A 16,502-nucleotide genomic window follows, 5' to 3' on the forward strand; every position below is an offset into this window, starting at 1 on the left:
GGCCCGCTGGCACGCCCGGCCCGCTCAGCACGTCCTGGCCGCCAGTGCGTCCGGTCCACTCAGCCCGCCCGGCCTGCCCGGCACGCCCGGCCTGCCGCACGACCGGCCCGCCGGCACGCCCGGCCCGCCGGCACGACCGGGCCGCTCAGACCACCTCCACGTCGAGTCCTTCCAGGCCCCGGATCACGAAGTTCGGCTTTCTCTCCGGCTCGGCGGCGAGCCGCAGGGTCGGGGCCTTCTCCAGCAGCGCCTCCATCGACGCCGCCAGCTCGATCCGGGCCAGGGGCGCGCCGATGCAGTAGTGGATGCCGGCGCTGAAGGAGATGTGCGGGTTGTCGGCCCGGGTCAGGTCGAGACGGGCCGGGTCGGCGAAGACCTCCGGGTCGTGGTTGGCCGAGCCGAAGAGCATGGCGATCTCCGCGCCGCGCGGGATCGTCGTGCCATCGATCTCGATCTCGTCCAGCACCCAGCGCTCGAACAGCTGCAGCGGCGTGTCGTAGCGCATCAGCTCCTCGACCGCCGAGGGGACGAGCGAGTGGTCGGCGCGCAGCAGCTCCAGCTGGGCCGGGTTGCGGAAGAGGGCGTACCAGCCGTTGACCGTGGCGTTCACCGTCGCCTCGTGACCGGCGTTGAGCAGCAGGACGCAGGTGGAGATCATCTCCTGCTCGGTGAGCCGCTCGCCCTCGTCGTGGGCCGCGATCAGCCCCGAGACGAGGTCCTCGCCGGGCTCCTTGCGGCGGGCCGCGATCAGCTCGCGCAGGTAGTCGGAGAACTCGGCCGACGCGCGCACCGCCCGCGCCGCCGTCTCCTCGGACGGGGCCAGCTCGTACATCCCGCAGATGTCCGCCGACCAGGGACGCAGCGGAGCCCGGTCGGACTCGGGGATGCCGAGCATCTCGGCGATCACCGCGACCGGGAGGGGCTCGGCGACGTCCTTGAGCAGGTCCCCGCCGCCCTTCTCGACCAGGGCGGCGGCGAGCTCGTCGGCCAGTCGCCGCACATAGGGCTTCAGCCGCTCCACCGTGCGCGGGGTGAACGCCTTCGACACCAGGCGGCGGATCCGCGTGTGGTCCGGCGGCTCCAGGTCGAGCATCCCGTGGTCGTTGAGCGTGTGGAACGGCTCGTGCTCCGGCGGGGGCGGGGTGCGGCCGAACTCCTCGTGCGTGAAGCGGTGCTGGTACGTCCGGCCGAGGCGCCGGTCGCGCAGCAGCGCCGAGACGTCCGCGTGGTGCGCGACCAGCCACTGGTCCGTGGGCTCGAACCGGTGCACACGGCCCCGGGCACGCAGCTCGGCGTAGGCGGGGTACGGGTCGGCGAGGAACGCCGGGTCCCACGGGTCGAACCCGAGGTCGGAAACAGCTGCCATGGACGGACGCTAGCCCGGCACACCCCCCGGTGACCAGGGGCGGCGCCGTCCGGTCAGCCCGGTGTCACCAGCCGGGCCTCGTAGGCGAACACCGCCGCCTGTGTGCGGTCCCTGAGACCGAGCTTCACCAGGATCCGGCTGACGTGCGTCTTGATCGTCGACTCGGCCACCACCAGCCGCTGGGCGATCTCCGAGTTCGACAGGCCCTGCGCGATCAGGACGAGCACCTCCGTCTCCCGCTCGGTGAGATCGCCGTAGGCCGCCTGGGCGGAGGGCAGCAGGCGCGGCTTCTCGGAGAGCTTGGAGAACTCGGTGATCAGGCGCCTGGTCACCGAGGGCGCCAGCAGCGCCTCCCCGGACGCCACCACCCGCACCCCGTCCGCGAGCTGCCGGGCCGAGGCGTCCTTGAGCAGGAAGCCGGAGGCGCCCGCGCGCAGCGCCTGGTACACGTACTCGTCCAGGTCGAACGTCGTCAGCACCAGCACCTTCGCCGCGCCGTCGGCGGCGACGATCTCCCGGGTCGCCTCGATGCCGTTCAGCTCGGGCATGCGGATGTCCATGAGCACCACGTCCGGGGCGAGCTCGCGGACCTTGGCGACGGCCTCCCGGCCGTTCACCGCCTCGCCGACGACCTCGATGTCCGGCATCGCGTTCAGCAGGACCGAGAAGCCCTCGCGCACCATCATCTGGTCGTCCGCGATCAGTACGCGGATGGTCATGCCTCACCCTCGTCCGGCAGGGCGACCGGCAGGAACACCGTCACCTCGTAGCCTCCGTCGTCGGTGGCGCCCGCCGTCATCTCGCCGTTCAGCATCGCCACGCGCTCCCGCATGCCGGTGATGCCGTGTCCGGCGCCGGGCGAGGGCTTGATCAGGCTCGGGTTCGGCGGCGGGCCGTTGACTATGCGTAGGCCGAGGCCGCCGAGCACGTACCCGATCTCCACCCGGGCGGTCGCGCCCGGGGCGTGCCGCAGGCTGTTGCTCAGCGTCTCCTGCACGATCCGGTACGCCGACAGCTCCACGCCCTGCGGCAGCTCCCGCACCGCCCCGGTCACGGCCTTCTCCACCCTCAGCCCGGCCTCGCGCACATTGGCCAGCAGCCCCTCCAGGTCGGCGAGGGTGGGCTGCGGGGCGTCCGGGGCCTCGTAGTCCTCGGCGCGGACGACGCCCAGGACGCGGCGCAGCTCGGTCAGCGCCGCCACCGCGTTCTCCCGGATCGTGGCGAACGCCTTCTCCAGCTCCGGCGGCGGGTTCTCCACCCGGTAGGGCGCGGCCTCCGCCTGGATGGCGACGACCGACATGTGGTGCGCGACCACGTCGTGCAGCTCGCGGGCGATGGTGGTGCGCTCCTCCAGCAGCGTGCGCCGGGACCGCTCGTGCGCCGTGACCGTCTGCTGGGCGGTGACCTCCTGTCTGGCCTCGCGCCGGACGTGCCAGACAGTGACGGCGAGGAGGACGAGCGCGGAGACGACCAGCAGGGGGCCGGTGTTGGTGCCGTAGCGGCCCGCCGAGCCGAAGAGCGTCTCGGCGAGGATGCCGTAGAGCGCGGTCAGCGCCCACATCCACGCGGCCGTGCGCGGCCGGGTGCGGATGGCCACGACGGTCAGCACCGTCAGGTGGCAGGCGAAGCTGCCCGGCAGCCACGGCCAGTCGCCCCACGGGTCGCCGAACGGAACGGCGAGCGGGGTGGCCGCCAGGGACAGCCAGAACGCCCCGATCGGCCGGACCATGGTCAGCAGGACGGGGATCACCGCGAGCAGCCCGAGCGCCAGGGCCACTCCCTGGTCGACCGTGGCGATGGCCAGGGTGAGCAGGGCTGCCACGCAGATCAGCGCGTGCGGTGTCCAGGCCGCGTACTCGCGCAGCCGCCCGGGCAGCCGCCTGGTCACGGGGCCGTCGACGCGCATGCGCGGCAGCAGGCGGTAGGCGAACGCGTCGTGTATCAGGTCCTGCCGCAGTCCGCGCAGGGCGTCCGCGGCCAGCCGGAACTCCGGGCTGCGCGGCTTGGCCCCGCCCCCCGGCGGCGTGGTCTGCAGGTGAGTCGTCTCGGTCACGTACAGCACGGTAGGCGCCGGACCGGGTCGCGGTCGTCCCCAGTGAGAGGGGTTCCCCGGGGTCCCTCTCAGGTACTACGCGGGTCCCCTGCGCGTCAGTACCCCGACGGCCGCACCAGTCCCGACTCGTACGCGAACACCGCCGCCTGCGTCCGGTCCCTGAGGCCCAGCTTCACCAGGATCCGGCCCACGTGCGTCTTCACCGTCTGCTCCGCCACGAACAGGTGCCGGGCGATCTCCGCGTTGGACAGGCCCTGCGCGATCAGGGCGAGCACCTCCGTCTCCCGCTCGGTGAGGTCGCCGACGCGCTCCTTCAGCGGGGCGCGGGGCCGGCCGTCCAGCCGGGAGAACTCGGCGATCAGCTTGCGCGTGATGCCCGGGGCGAGCAGCGCGTCCCCGGCCGCCACCACCCGGACCGCCTCGGCCAGCTGCTCCGAGGAGGCGTCCTTCAGCAGGAACCCGGAGGCCCCGGCGCGCAGCGCGTCGTACACGTACTCGTCGAGGTCGAAGGTGGTCAGCACCAGCACCCGGATGTGCGGGTGCGCGACGGTGATGCGCTCGGTGGCCTCGATGCCGCCGACGCCGGGCATGCGGATGTCCATCAGGACGACGTCCGGGGCGGTCGCGGCGGCCTTGGCGACGGCCTCCTCGCCGTCCCGGGCCTCGCCGACGACCTCTATGTCGGGCTGGGTGCCGAGCAGCACGGTGAAGCCCTGCCGGACCATGCCCTGGTCGTCGACGATGAGGACCCGGATGGGGTCGCCGGTGCCGCTCGTCATGGGGTCCTTCCCTCGCGGTCGGTGATGCGGTCTCGGATGCGGCCGGTGATGCGGTCTCAGGTGCGGCCGGTGATGCGGTCTCAGGTGCGGCCGGTGATGCGGTCTCAGGTGCGGCCGGTGGTGCGGCCGGTGCCCGGGCTGCCGGCGGGCGGGGTGTCGGCGGGCGGGGTGTCCGGGAGGAAGGCGGTCACCTTGAAGCCGTCCCAGTGCCAGGGGTGGGCCGTCATGGTGCCGCCGAGCATCGCCACGCGCTCGCGCATGCCGAGCAGCCCGTGTCCCGCCCCGGTCGACGGCGGCGGGGGCGCGGCCGGGCGGCCGTTGACGATCTCCACTTCCAGCCCGTCCGGCTCGTAGGTGAGCCGGACGGTGATCCGGGCGCCGGGCGCGTGCCGCAGGGCGTTGCTCAGCGCCTCCTGCACGATCCGGTACGCCGACAGCTCCACCCCGGGCGGCAGGGGACGCCGCTCGCCGTTGATCTCGGTGAGGACCTCGCGGCCGGCGGCCCGGGTGTTCTCCACCAGCGCGTCGAGCCGGTCGAGCGTGGGCTGCGGGGCGTGCGCGCCGGTCGTGTCGCCCGGGTCGGCGGACTCCCCCGGCCCCGGGTGCTCCGAGCGCAGCACGCCCAGGACGCGGCGCAGCTCGGTCAGCGCCTCCAGCGCGTTCTGCCGGATGCCGGCGAGGTTCTCCTTGAGCTCCTCGGGCGGGTTCTCCACGAGGTGCGGGGCGACCTGCGCCTGGATGGAGATGACCGACATGTGGTGGGCCACCACATCGTGCAACTCCCGGGCGATGCGGCTGCGCTCCTCCAGCAGGGTGCGGCGGGTGCGCTCCTCGGCGGTGAGCGTGGTCTGCTCGACGAGTTGGGCGCGGGCCTCGCGGCGGCCGCGCAGGGCGGTGCCGACTATCACGACCACGGTGAACAGGGACAGGGCGAGCACACCGGTGGTGTCGTAGCGCCCGAGGCCCGGCAGGCCCTCCAGGACGTAGGTGACCAGCGCGGTCGCGGTCAGGGCCGCCGTCGCCGCCCGGGTGGGCACCCGCAGGGCGAGCAGCAGCAGCACGAACATCTCGGCGATCATGCCCGCCGCGGTCCAGGGCCAGGTGTAGGTGTCCGGGTCGAAGCCGAGCCGGCCGCGCACCGCCACGGCACCCACGAGGAAGGCGCTCAGGGACAGCCACCAGGCGGGCACCGGCCGCCACAGCCCCAGGACCATCGCGCCGCCCTGCCCGCCGGCGACCAGCAGGGCCGACCCGGCGCTCAGATGGCCGTTGTCGGTCATGTCGCCGGTGCCGCCGACCGTCACGCCGAACGCCGCCAGGCACACCAGGCCGTGCGGCAGCCAGCGCAGCCAGGTCGACGGCGGCAGGGGATCCGCCCGGAGGGTCCACAGGTCCTCGCGCAGCACGCGCAGCCATCTCGTGACGCGCGCTAGCAGCGCGCGGCCCACCCCCGTGTCCCTCACCCGGCCCAGCCTAGACATGACGCGCCTTCGCCGCCGTCCCCCGGTCGGACGGATGGTGCGCGCGCACCACCCGCGACCGGCGTCCCCGCCCCGGGCCCCGCTCGAAGGGACGGAAGGCGCCCCAGCAGACGGCGAGGGCCACGGCGAACACGGGCAGCCACAGGAGCCGGGCACCGACCCAGCCCAGGCCGTCGGGCGGGGTGTGCAGTCCGGGGAGCCGGCCCGCGAGGAGGCCGGTGGCGGTCGTGGCCATCAGTGCCGTCTGGTGCCAGAGGAAGACGGTCATCGCCGAGAGGTTGACGAGCGCCACCGCCGCCCAGGCCACGGGCCGGCGCATCGCCCGCCGCAGCGGCTCGCGCAGCAGCAGGGCGAGTCCGCACTGGGCCAGGCCGAAGGTGACGGCGGCCAGCGTCGGCGGGTCCAGGTTGGACACGCCCTGGCCCGGGACGCCCACCATCGACGCCGGGTAGCCCGCCCACGCGACGAGGGCCGCGGTCGCCGCCGTCCCCGCCCCGAGCAGCACCCAGCCCGCGCGCGGGCGCTCCAGTTCGCCCCGGGTCCAGGCGGCGCCCAGGGTGTATGGCACGAGCCAGCCGGCGACCACGTTCACCCAGCCCGGCCAGGCGGGGCCGCCCAGGCCGAAGCGCAGCAGGTCCACGTGGAGGACGACGGCCAGCGGCCACAGCGGGTTGAGCCGGGCCAGCAGCGGGGTCGCCGCCGTCAGCACGGCGAACACCACGAGGAACCACAGCGGCGACAGGGCCAGCTTCACCAGCGTGCGGACCGTCCCGGGCTCCGCGCCCGACAGCAGCAGCGCCGACGCGGCGACGGTCCACAGCGCGAGGACGGCCAGGACCGGTCGGCCCAGCCGGGTCAGACGGCCCGTCAGCCAGCTGCGGTACGGGATGCCCCGGGCACGGGCCGAGGCATGGCTCCGGGTGGCGACATGGCCGCCGACCAGGAAGAACACGGCGAGTGTCTGGAACAGCCAGGAGACGGGGGCGAGCCAGGGCAGGTGCCCCAGAGGGCTGGCCGTGCGCAGGGTGCCGCTGTCGGCGACCAGGGCCGTGACCAGCCAGTGCCCGAGGACGACACCGAGGACGGCCGCGGCCCGCAGGGCGTCCACCGCGCGGTCGCGGCCGGGCGGGGTGGCCGCGCCGACCCGTTGCGCGCCGCGCCGCAGTCCGTCGCGGATGCCTCGTACGCCGGGGTCAGTCATGGGTCACCGCCTTGGTCTCGCCCAGGACGATCCGGGCCAGGTTGGTCAGGGAGGCCGAGCCGGGTCGGAAGTAGTCGCTGTGGCCGCCGTCGCCTGCCGCGAAGACGCGGGCACCGAAGGCCGGGGAGACGGGGTCGGTGCCGAAGCCGACAGTCGTGCCGAACAGGTCCGCGCTGAGGTGCGGGACGTTCTCCACCCAGTCGTCGCCGCCGCGGGCCGCCCAGATGCGGGCCCGGGTGTGCAGGGCCGCGGCGGAGCCGGCGCCGGTGCCGGGGCTGCCGACCAGCGCGACGTCGTCGACGGCGAGCCCGGCGGCGGAGCGGGCGCAGACGACCGAGCCGTAGGAGTGGCACAACAGCGACAGGCGCGTCCCAGGGCCGGTGACGGCCCGCAGTCGGGTGACCAGCGCCCGCAGGTGAGGGGCGGCCTGGTCGGCTCTGCCGGTCGTGGTGACCGTCGTGCTGACCGTGCCCGGCGTCTCGTAGCCCAGCCAGGCCACGACCGCGGTGCGTGTGCCCGCCGGGGCGTGCCGCGTGAGCTGCCGGTGCAGGGCGGTGGCCGCCGCGTGGAACCGGCCGTAGGTGTCGATGCTCGTGTCGGAGCCGGGGACCAGGACGGCGACGCGGTCGGCCCGGGCGAGGTCGCCCAGGACCTCCGTCACACGGCCGGAGCCGCGGCCGTCGAACGCCAGCAACTGCCGGTCGGGGGAGGCCAGTCGGCGGTCGGCCGCGGCCCGGTCCCGGTCGTGGTGGGCGGCGGCCGTGCGGGCCGCCTCGGCGGCGTTGGCCCGGTTGGCCGCGTACGCCTCGTCGAGGGTCGACGCGTCGAGCGGGGGGAGGACGGCGGGGGCGGGGGCGGGGACCTCCGGTCGCACGGCGGCGGACAGGGGGAGCACCACGGCGCCCATGACGAGCGCGGCGAGCAGGGCCCGCCACCACCGCCCGGCCCGCGACCGCCGCGCCTCTCCACCACGCCGGCCACCACGCCCGCCGCCATGCCGGCCACCACGCCCGTCACCCGACGGACGGGCTTCGGGCTCCTGCCCGGCAGCAGGCGGCCCCACCCCGGCGTCACCCCCGGCACGGGCCGGGCCCGCTCCCCCGTACGGCCCCGCGCCCGGCCGTCGCAGCGCAGCGCCACGCTTGGCAGACGGCCACGGCGACCCTGACCCCCCGCCGTCGAGCCCGGCGCGCGGCCACGGCACTCCTCCCTCGCGCCCGGCCCGCGGCCCGGCCGCACCGGCCTCGCCGCGGTCCCTCGCTGCGCTCCTCACGGTCGTCCCCCTCCACCGCACCCGGCCATCGGGTCCGCGTGGAGTGGAAGTTACGGAGCGGCACTCGTCGTCCGCGTCCCACTGCGGAACTCATCTGCCGCGTAGCTCTCAGGTACTAGGGGTATGACCGGGGCCCGGCCGCGGCCCTGCCAGGGCCACCGCGCGACCCCGTCCGCGCCCCCGCCCAAGTCACGGCCCGGCACGTCCGCGCCCCCGTCAGAACAACCGCGCAACCACGTCCGCGCCCCCGCCAGACCCACCGCGCGACCACGTCCGCGCCCCCGCCCGAGTCACGGCCCGCCACGGCCCGGCACGGCCACGGCCCGGCACAGTCATGGCCCGGCACAGTCATGGCCCGGCCGGCCCGGTCACAGTCATGGCCCGGCCACGGTCGCGGCCGTCCTGCCCACACCGCACGGCCCCCGTAGCCACCGCAGGCCCGCTCACCAGGCCAGTTGGGCGATCTCCTCCGCCACCACCGCGCACGCGTCCGCCGCCGGGTCGATGAGCGGGAAGTGCCCGACGTCCTCCAGCAGCGTCACCCCGACCACCTCCCCGGCCTTCGCCGCCGCGTCCGCGTACGACTCGGCGACGATCTGCGGCACCACACGGTCCGCGCGCCCCTGGACGAGCGTGGTGGCGATGCCGGTCGGCAGCAGCAGCGCCGGGTCGGTGTGCGGCTGCCGCTCGGCGAAGTACTCGTCGCCGCCCAGCAGTTGGCGCACCGCGCCACCGCACACGTCCAGCTTGTCGGCGATCGCGAAGTCCGCGATCGGGGCCAGGGCGACCACGCCGCGCAGGGTCGCCGAGCCGCCGCCCCGCCAGGGCGAGCCGGCCGGCAGGACGTGCCGGGCCGCGCCCCACAGCGCGAGGTGTCCGCCCGCCGAGTGGCCGGTGAGGACCGTGCGGCGGGGGTCCGCCTGCGGCAGCAGCTCTCCCACGAGCGCAGGGAGGGCGTCCAGCGCGGCCGCGACGTCGTCGAACGTGTCGGGCCAGCGCCCCGCGTGGGAGGCGCCGTCGTCACCGCGCCGGTACTCGACGTTGGCCACGGCGAATCCGCGCCGGGCCAGGAAACCGGCGAAGGGGCTGATGTGGCGCCGGTCGTACGGTGCCCGCCAGGCACCGCCGTGCAGCACGGCCACCACCGGGGCCGGACCGCCCGGGCCGCCCTGCACGCGGGGCGCGTAGAAGTCGATCACCTGGTCGGGGTGGTCGCCGTAGGCCGCGGTGGCGTCGGGGTCGACGGGCGCGTGGGAGAGGACCGCCTTCTCCTCGGCAGCGGCCCGTGCTGCTGCGACGTCGTCCGTCATGCTCCAACCTCTCAGCGATGTGGCGTGCGCGGCGCACCAGTTGGGGGTTCAGCCGTTGGGGGTTCAGCCGTTGGCCGGGACGGTACCAGGCCCGTGACATGCGGGGACACGGGGATGTCACGCAGGGTGAACCCCGGGGGTTCCGTCGTCGCGAGGGCGGGCGGGCGGCGGGCCCCCGGGGAGGCCGGGCCCCCTCCGGGGGGCCGGGCCGGCCCCCCGACCGCTCAGGCCAGCGTCGCGCCCAGTACCCGCGCCGCCCGCTCCACGTCGGCGAAGCCCACGTACAGCGGCGTGAATCCGAAGCGCAGCACGTCCGGCGCCCGGAAGTCCCCGACGACGCCCTGCGCGATGAGCCGCTTCATCACGTCACCGGCGTCGTCGCAGCGCAGCGCGATCTGGCTGCCGCGCTCCGCGTGCGCCACCGGCGTCAGGCACTCGACCCGCCCCTCGGGCACGTACCGCGCGACGCACTCCAGGAAGAAGTCCGTCAGCGCCAGCGACTTGGCGCGCACGGCCGCCACCGACACCCCGTCCCACACCTCCAGCGCCGCCTCCAGGGCGAGCATGGACAGGATGTCGGGTGTGCCGACCCGGCCGCGCAGGGCACCGGGTGCCGGTGCGTAGCCGGTGCGCATCCCGAACGGCTCGGCGTGGGAGTTCCACCCGGGCAGCGGCGAGTCGAAGCGGTCCTGCAGCTCCCGCCGCACGTACAGGTACGCCGGTGAACCCGGCCCGCCGTTCAGGTACTTGTAGGTGCAGCCGACCGCCAGGTCCACCTCGTGCTCGTCCAGCCCCACCGGCAGCGCGCCCGCGCTGTGGCACAGGTCCCAGACGGCGTACGCCCCCGCCTCGTGCACCGCGTGCGTCAGTCCCGGCAGGTCGTGCAGCCGGCCGGTGCGGTAGTCCACGTGGTTGAGCAGGACGGCGGCGGTGCGGGGGCCGAGCGCGCCCGGCACGTCCGCCGGGGCCACGGGCCGCAGCGTGCGGCCGGTCATGCGGGCGGCGGACTCGGCGATGTACCCGTCGGTCGGGAAGGTCGTGGCGTCGACGAGGATCTCGTCGCGCCCCTCTCCGGCCATGCGCACCGCGCCCACCAGTGCCTTGAAGACGTTGACGCTGGTGGAGTCCCCGGCCACGATCTGCCCGGGCGCGGCCCCGACCAGCGGGGCGATGCGGTCGCCGATCCGCTCGGGCGCGGTCCACCAGCCGCTCTCCTCCCAGGACCGGATGCGCAGTTCGCCCCACTGGCGGCGGACGACGTCCTCGACCCGCCCGGGGACGACGGCCGGCAGGGCGCCGAGGGAGTTGCCGTCGAGGTAGACGACGTCGTCGGTGACGAACTCCGCCCGCTTGCCGGCCAGTTCGTCGGTGGCGTCCAGTTTCTCCGCGCGCAGGCTCAGCTCAGACATACGACCGCGCCGTCCACAGCTCGGGGAACACGTTCTTCTGGGCGCGCTTCTCCAGCCAGGCCACCCCGGCGGAGCCGCCCGTGCCGGTCTTGGCGCCCATCGCGCGGCGGGTGGCGACGAGGTGGTCGTTGCGCCAGCGCCACACCAGCTCGGCGACATCGCTCAGCGCCTCGCCGAGGCGGGCGACCTCGTGCTGCTCGTCGCCCGAGTACACGGCCGTCCAGGCGGCCTCGACCTCGGGGGAGGGCTCGTAGCGCCGGGCGACGTCGCGCCGCAGCACCGACTCGGGGATGTCGTACCCGCGCCGCGCGAGCAGCCGCACGACCTCGTCGTACAGGCTCGGCTCGTGCAGCGCCTTCTCCAGCTCGGCGTGCACGCGCGGGGAGCCGCGGTGCGGGACGAGCATCGACGCGGACTTGTCGCCGAGCAGGAACTCCATCCGCCGGTACATCGCCGACTGGAAGCCGGAACCCTCGCCGAGGGCGCCGCGGTACGAGTTGAACTGGGCCGGCGTGAGCTGCCCGAGCGGCTTCCAGGAGGCGTTGAGCGCCTCCAGCTCCCGTACGGACCTCTTCAGCGCGGCGATGGCGGTGGGGACGTCGTCGCTGCGCAGCGCGCGGGCCGCCGTCTCCCACTCGTGGACGATGACGGTGAACCACAGCTCCATCACCTGGGTCGTCACCAGGAAGACCATCTCTCCGGGGTCGTCGGAGAGGGTGTGCTGGAGGTGCGTGAGCACGTCCGCCTTGACGTAGTCCTCGTACGGCGTCGTGCCGTGGAAGTCGAGATGCGGGGTCTCGGGCTCGTGAGCCTCGTGGGACATCGCTGTCTCCTGCAGATAACTCCGGGTAGCGGTCCGCCCCTGCCGATGCCGGCACGGGGGCCCCGGTCCCCATCCGCATCCTGCGGGCTCACCTGCCGAACCGCAAGGCCCGCCCGCCGGACGGGACGGGCCTCACGTGCGCGGACGGCCGTCAGCCGAGGACCTGCGCCGCCGTGGGCGAGGAGTCCTTCAGGAACTGGGAGCAGCGCTCGTACTCGTCCTGCTCGCCGATCGCCTGCGCGGCACGGGCGAGGGCGTGCAGGGCGCGCAGGAAGCCGCGGTTCGGCTCGTGCTCCCACGGCACCGGGCCGTGGCCCTTCCAGCCGTTGCGGCGCAGCGCGTCCAGACCGCGGTGGTAGCCCGTACGGGCGTACGCGTACGACTCCACGGCCGCGCCGCGCTCGAACGCCTCGTCGGCGAGCTGCGCCCAGGCGAGCGAGGAGGTGGGGTGCGCGGCGGCGACCTCGGCGGGCGCGGCGCCGGACGCGAGCATCTCCCGGGGCCCGGGGTCGTCGGGGAGGTGGGTCGGGGGCGGACCCCCGAGAAGGTTCTCGTGAATGGACATGCCCCAAGTCTGCGGCATCACGACCACCGGGGCGCAGAGGGCCGGGAACCGCGCGACCCGCCACCCGGGGAGGCCCGGGAGCACTGCGCGACACGCCACCCGGGGAGGACCGGGAGCACTGCGCGACCCGCCACCCGGGGAGGACCGGGCGGGCTTCGCGACACGCCAAGGGCTTCGCGACACGGCACGCCGGGAGCCTCAGGACAGCCGCTTGCGCACCGGTTCCCCCTCCAGCGGCGGTGCCGTCACCCCGCCGTGCCGCAGGCACTCCGGCCGCTTGCAGCCCGGCGGCGGCCGGCGCACCACGGCGGCGGCCACCACCGCCCCCACGACCAGCGCCCCCGCGCACCACACCATCGCCCGGCCGAACGCGGCGTCGAAGGCCGAGGGCTGCCGGTACGCCTCCTCCCCCATCCCCGCCAGCAGCGGCAGCGCCGCCACCGCGACCAGCCCCGCCGCCCGGGCCGCCGCGTTGTTGACGCCGCTGGCCAACCCGGCCCGGGCCACGTCGACGGACCCCAGCACGGTCGCCGTCAGCGGCGCCACCAGCGTGACCATCCCCAGCCCGAGCACCAGCAGCGCGGGCAGCACGTCGCCCGGGTAGGACGCGCCGGGCCCGGCCCGCAGCATCAGCAGCATCCCGGCCGCGCACAGCAGCGGCCCCACCGTGAGCGGCAGCCGCGGCCCGGTCCGGTCGGCCAGTTCCCCGGAGCGCGCCGACAGCAGCAGCATCAGCGCGGTCGTGGGCAGCAGCGCCGTACCGGCGGCGAGGGCCGAGTAGCCGACCACCACCTGCAACTGCAGCGCGGCGAGGAAGAAGAACCCGCCGAGGGCCGCGTAGACGCACAGCGTGACGAGGTTGACGGCCGTGAACTGGCGGGAGGCGAAGATGTCCGGCGGCATCATCGGCTCGGCCCGCCGCCGCTCGACGACCACGAACGCGGCGGCCGCCGCCACCCCGGCCACCGCCGCCACCGCCGCGACGGCACCGCCCGCACCGGCCTCGATCAGCGCGTACGTCACCAGCGCGAGCGCCACCGCGCCCAGCACCGCCCCGAGCACGTCGAACCGCCCGTGCGCCCGCCCGTCGCCCGACTCCGGCACGTGCCGCAGCGCGACCGGTACGCACAGCGCCGCCAGCGGCACGTTCAGCAGGAACACCCACCGCCACCCCGGCCCGTCCACCAGCCAGCCGCCGACGAACGGCCCGACGGCCGCCCCGATCCCGCCGAACCCGGACCACAGGCCCACGGCCCGCCCCCGGTCGTCGGGATGGAACGAGGCCTGGATCAGCGCCAGCGAGCCGGGCGTCAGCAGCGCACCGCCCACCCCCTGCAGGGCCCGCGCGGCGATCAGCACCTGCGCGTTCGGCGCCAGCCCGCACAGCAGGGACGCCACCGCGAACCACACCACCCCGACGACGAAGACCTTCCGCCGCCCGAACCGGTCGCCGAGCGCCCCGCCCAGCAGGATCAGCCCGGCCAGCGTGACCATGTACGCGTTGACCGTCCACTGCAGGGCGGCCAGGTCCGCGTCCAGGTCGCGGCCGATGCGCGGCAGCGCCACGTTGACGACGGTCGAGTCCAGCAGCGCCATGGAGGAGCCGAGGACGGTGGTGAGCAGGATCCATCTGCCCCGCGGTGAGGCCAGCCGGACATCGGGCATGCGGGAAGCATACGGAAGAGCCCGGCACCTGGGCAGGTGCCGGGCTCGACGCGCGGAGGACCGGGACTTACTTGATCTTCGTGCCGGTCGAGCGCAGGTGGCCGCAGGCCTCGACGACGCGCGCGGCCATGGAGGCCTCGGCGAGCTTGCCCCAGGTGCGCGGGTCGTAGGTCTTCTTGTTGCCGACCTCGCCGTCGACCTTCAGCACGCCGTCGTAGTTGCGGAACATGTGGTCCGCGACCGGGCGGGTGAAGGCGTACTGGGTGTCGGTGTCGATGTTCATCTTCACGACGCCGTTCTCCAGCGCGGTGCGGATCTCCTCCTCCGTGGAGCCGGAGCCGCCGTGGAAGACGAAATCGAACGGGGAGCTCTTGCCGAACTTGGCGGCGACGCCCTCGTTCAGCTCCTTCAGCAGCTCGGGGCGGAGCACGACGTTGCCCGGCTTGTACACGCCGTGCACGTTGCCGAAGGACGCGGCGAGCAGGTAGCGGCCCTTCTCGCCCAGGCCGAGGGCCTCGGCGGTGCGGATCGCGTCGTCGACCGTGGTGTAGAGGGAGTCGTTGATCTCGTGGGAGACGCCGTCCTCCTCGCCGCCGGTCGGGGTGATCTCCACCTCGAGGATGATCTTCGCGGCGCGGGCCTGCTCCAGCAGCTCCTGGGCGATCTCCAGGTTGTCGGCGAGGGTCTCGGCGGAGCCGTCCCACATGTGCGACTGGAACAGCGGGGACAGACCGGCGTCGACGCGCTTCTTCGACAGCGCCAGCAGCGGACGTACGTACCCGTCCAGCTTGTCCTTCGGGCAGTGGTCGGTGTGCAGCGCGATGTTCACCGGGTACTTCTCGGCGACGATGTGCGCGAACTCGGCCAGGGCGACCGCGCCGGTCACCATGTCCTTGCTGTACTGGCCGCCCAGGAACTCGGCGCCACCCGTGGAGATCTGGACGATGCCGTCGCTCTCCGCCTCAGCGAAACCGCGCAGGGCCGCGTGCAGGGTCTGGGTGGAGGTCACGTTGATGGCCGGGTAGGCGAACTTTCCTGCCTTCGCCCGGTCCAGCATCTCGTTGTAGACCTCGGGAGTTGCGATGGGCATGCGTCCGCTCCTTGTATCTGCGGGTTGACGTACTGCTGTCTACGGCCCTGACCTAGACCTTGGGGTGCGACGTCATCGTCGGCCCCATCTTTCCAGACTCGGCCGGAAGGTCCAGATCGCTGTCCACGCCCTGGTCAGTCGAGACCCAGCTCGTCCTTGGAGAAGGCGTACAGGTACGGCACCCCGGCGCCTTCCCGGATCTTCTCGGCGGCCCCGGTCGCCCGGTCGACGATGGTCGCGACGGCGACGACCTCGGCCCCGGCCTCGCGCACGGCCTCCACGGCGGTGAGCGGGGAGCCGCCGGTGGTGGAGGTGTCCTCGACGACCAGCACACGGCGGCCGGCGATGTCCGGGCCCTCGACGCGCCGCTGCAGCCCGTGCGCCTTGGCGGCCTTGCGCACGACGAACGCGTCCAGGCGCCTGCCGCGGGCGGCGGCCGCGTGCAGCATCGCGGCGGCGACCGGGTCGGCGCCCATGGTGAGGCCGCCGACGGCGTCGAACTCCAGCTCCGCGGTGAGGTCGAGCAGCACCTGCCCGACGAGCGGGGCGGCCTCCCCGTCGAGGGTGACGCGCCTGAGGTCGACGTAGTAGTCGGCTTCCAGGCCCGACGACAGGGTCACCTTGCCGTGCACCACGGCCTTGTCCTTGATCTGCTGCAGCAGCGCGCCGCGCGTGTCCGTCATGGCGCCCAGCTTAGAGGCGGCGCCAGCTCCAGGTGGTGGCGGCCTCCAGCGGCTCCAGGGGCGTGACCAGGCGCGGCATGGTGTTGAGGCCGTTGGGCGGGCCGGTCTGCGGCTCCACGCACACCGCCTCCCGCTGCTCGTCGTAGACGACCACCCACTCCTCGCGGCTGGTCACCCGCAGCTCCAACTGCCCGGGCCAGGTGAGGGTCACGTCGACGCCGCCGGGCATGCCGAAGCAGTCGTCCCAGGGGCCGGGCTTCGGGTCGAGGCGGTTGCCGGTGGGCAGGTGGTCGTCGCCGCGCTCCTCCTGCCAGGCGGGCTCGAAGGCGAGGGTCACGTCCTCGCCGCCGAGGTTGCGGTGGAACCAGGGGTGCCAGCCGATCTGCGCCGGGAAGGACGACTCGTAGGTCTCCACGGACATGGTCAGCGTCAGGCTGTCCGGGCCGAGGGCGACGATCTGGGTGACGCGGCCCGGATGCGGCCAGGGGTCGACGAGCTCGTAGGTGAGGACGGCCTCGTCGGCGGTGGTGCGGGCGGTGCGCCAGGCGTGGTCGCGGACGGTGCCGTGGATGGCGTGGGGCGGGGCGTTCAACGGCATCTGCCGTACGACGGCGCCGTCCAGGAACCGGCCGTCCCTGATCCGTCCGCACCACGGCACCATCGGGAAGCAGCCGAACCGCTCGCCCTGCCGCAGCAGCTCCACGCCGCCGATCCGCAGCCCTCCGACCCGGCCGCCGTTGCCCGGCTGCACGGTCACCTCCGCGTCACCCGCGGTCAGCGTGATGTCTTCGTCACTCACGGGAC

Annotated in this window: 15 protein-coding genes; all 15 read right to left on the reverse strand. The window is 74.5% G+C overall.

Features of this window, described 5'->3' with window-relative positions:
• Nucleotides 1-145: 145 nt before the first annotated feature.
• Nucleotides 146-1,366 carry a cytochrome P450 gene (locus ACIGAN_RS09525; protein WP_399856418.1) on the reverse strand — a complete coding sequence of 407 codons (1,221 nt, stop codon included), beginning with the start codon at nt 1,364-1,366 and terminating at the stop codon, nt 146-148.
• A 53-nt stretch (nt 1,367-1,419) separates the two neighbouring features.
• Nucleotides 1,420-2,085 (reverse strand): response regulator transcription factor, encoded by a 666-nt coding sequence (locus ACIGAN_RS09530; protein WP_365090681.1) that lies wholly within the window; start codon nt 2,083-2,085, stop codon nt 1,420-1,422.
• The gene (locus tag ACIGAN_RS09535) at nt 2,082-3,419 is read right to left on the reverse strand and encodes a sensor histidine kinase (protein ID WP_399856420.1); all 1,338 of its coding nucleotides are present in this window, start codon (nt 3,417-3,419) and stop codon (nt 2,082-2,084) included. The genes ACIGAN_RS09530 and ACIGAN_RS09535 overlap by 4 nt, the downstream gene beginning before the upstream one ends.
• Nucleotides 3,420-3,514: 95 nt before the next feature.
• Nucleotides 3,515-4,198 (reverse strand): response regulator, encoded by a 684-nt coding sequence (locus ACIGAN_RS09540; RefSeq protein WP_399856422.1) that lies wholly within the window; start codon nt 4,196-4,198, stop codon nt 3,515-3,517.
• A 104-nt stretch (nt 4,199-4,302) separates the two neighbouring features.
• Nucleotides 4,303-5,679: a sensor histidine kinase gene (locus ACIGAN_RS09545; RefSeq protein WP_399856424.1), complete on the reverse strand. Its 1,377-nt coding sequence runs from the start codon at nt 5,677-5,679 to the stop codon at nt 4,303-4,305.
• A complete protein-coding gene (locus ACIGAN_RS09550) occupies nt 5,672-6,880 on the reverse strand; it encodes an acyltransferase (RefSeq protein WP_399856426.1) in 1,209 nt (402 codons plus the stop codon). The genes ACIGAN_RS09545 and ACIGAN_RS09550 overlap by 8 nt, the downstream gene beginning before the upstream one ends.
• Nucleotides 6,873-7,787 (reverse strand): alpha/beta hydrolase, encoded by a 915-nt coding sequence (locus tag ACIGAN_RS09555; RefSeq protein ID WP_399856428.1) that lies wholly within the window; start codon nt 7,785-7,787, stop codon nt 6,873-6,875. Before ACIGAN_RS09555 ends, ACIGAN_RS09550 begins: the two co-directional genes overlap by 8 nt.
• A gap of 809 nt (nt 7,788-8,596) precedes the next feature.
• On the reverse strand, nt 8,597-9,463 hold the full coding sequence (locus ACIGAN_RS09560) for an alpha/beta hydrolase (protein WP_399856430.1): 867 nt from the start codon (nt 9,461-9,463) through the stop codon (nt 8,597-8,599).
• Nucleotides 9,464-9,687: 224 nt separating this feature from the next.
• Nucleotides 9,688-10,872, reverse strand: coding sequence for a kynureninase (gene kynU, locus ACIGAN_RS09565; RefSeq protein ID WP_399856432.1), 1,185 nt, complete (start codon nt 10,870-10,872; stop codon nt 9,688-9,690).
• Nucleotides 10,865-11,695 (reverse strand): tryptophan 2,3-dioxygenase family protein, encoded by an 831-nt coding sequence (locus tag ACIGAN_RS09570; protein ID WP_365090660.1) that lies wholly within the window; start codon nt 11,693-11,695, stop codon nt 10,865-10,867. The genes kynU and ACIGAN_RS09570 overlap by 8 nt, the downstream gene beginning before the upstream one ends.
• A gap of 151 nt (nt 11,696-11,846) precedes the next feature.
• The gene (locus ACIGAN_RS09575; protein WP_365739465.1) at nt 11,847-12,260 is read right to left on the reverse strand and encodes a DUF3151 domain-containing protein; all 414 of its coding nucleotides are present in this window, start codon (nt 12,258-12,260) and stop codon (nt 11,847-11,849) included.
• Between the two features lie 198 nt (nt 12,261-12,458).
• Nucleotides 12,459-13,925, reverse strand: a complete 1,467-nt coding sequence (locus ACIGAN_RS09580) for an MFS transporter (RefSeq protein WP_399856434.1) — start codon at nt 13,923-13,925, stop codon at nt 12,459-12,461.
• A gap of 67 nt (nt 13,926-13,992) precedes the next feature.
• Nucleotides 13,993-15,015 carry a class II fructose-bisphosphate aldolase gene (gene fbaA, locus ACIGAN_RS09585; RefSeq protein ID WP_365739462.1) on the reverse strand — a complete coding sequence of 341 codons (1,023 nt, stop codon included), beginning with the start codon at nt 15,013-15,015 and terminating at the stop codon, nt 13,993-13,995.
• A gap of 134 nt (nt 15,016-15,149) precedes the next feature.
• The gene (pyrE, locus tag ACIGAN_RS09590; protein ID WP_365090650.1) at nt 15,150-15,698 is read right to left on the reverse strand and encodes an orotate phosphoribosyltransferase; all 549 of its coding nucleotides are present in this window, start codon (nt 15,696-15,698) and stop codon (nt 15,150-15,152) included.
• A 10-nt stretch (nt 15,699-15,708) separates the two neighbouring features.
• Nucleotides 15,709-16,497 carry an aldose epimerase family protein gene (locus tag ACIGAN_RS09595; RefSeq protein WP_365739460.1) on the reverse strand — a complete coding sequence of 263 codons (789 nt, stop codon included), beginning with the start codon at nt 16,495-16,497 and terminating at the stop codon, nt 15,709-15,711.
• Nucleotides 16,498-16,502 lie beyond the last annotated feature (5 nt).

The organism is Streptomyces sp. NPDC085931, assembly GCF_044540565.1.
Classification (GTDB): Bacteria; Actinomycetota; Actinomycetes; order Streptomycetales; family Streptomycetaceae; genus Streptomyces.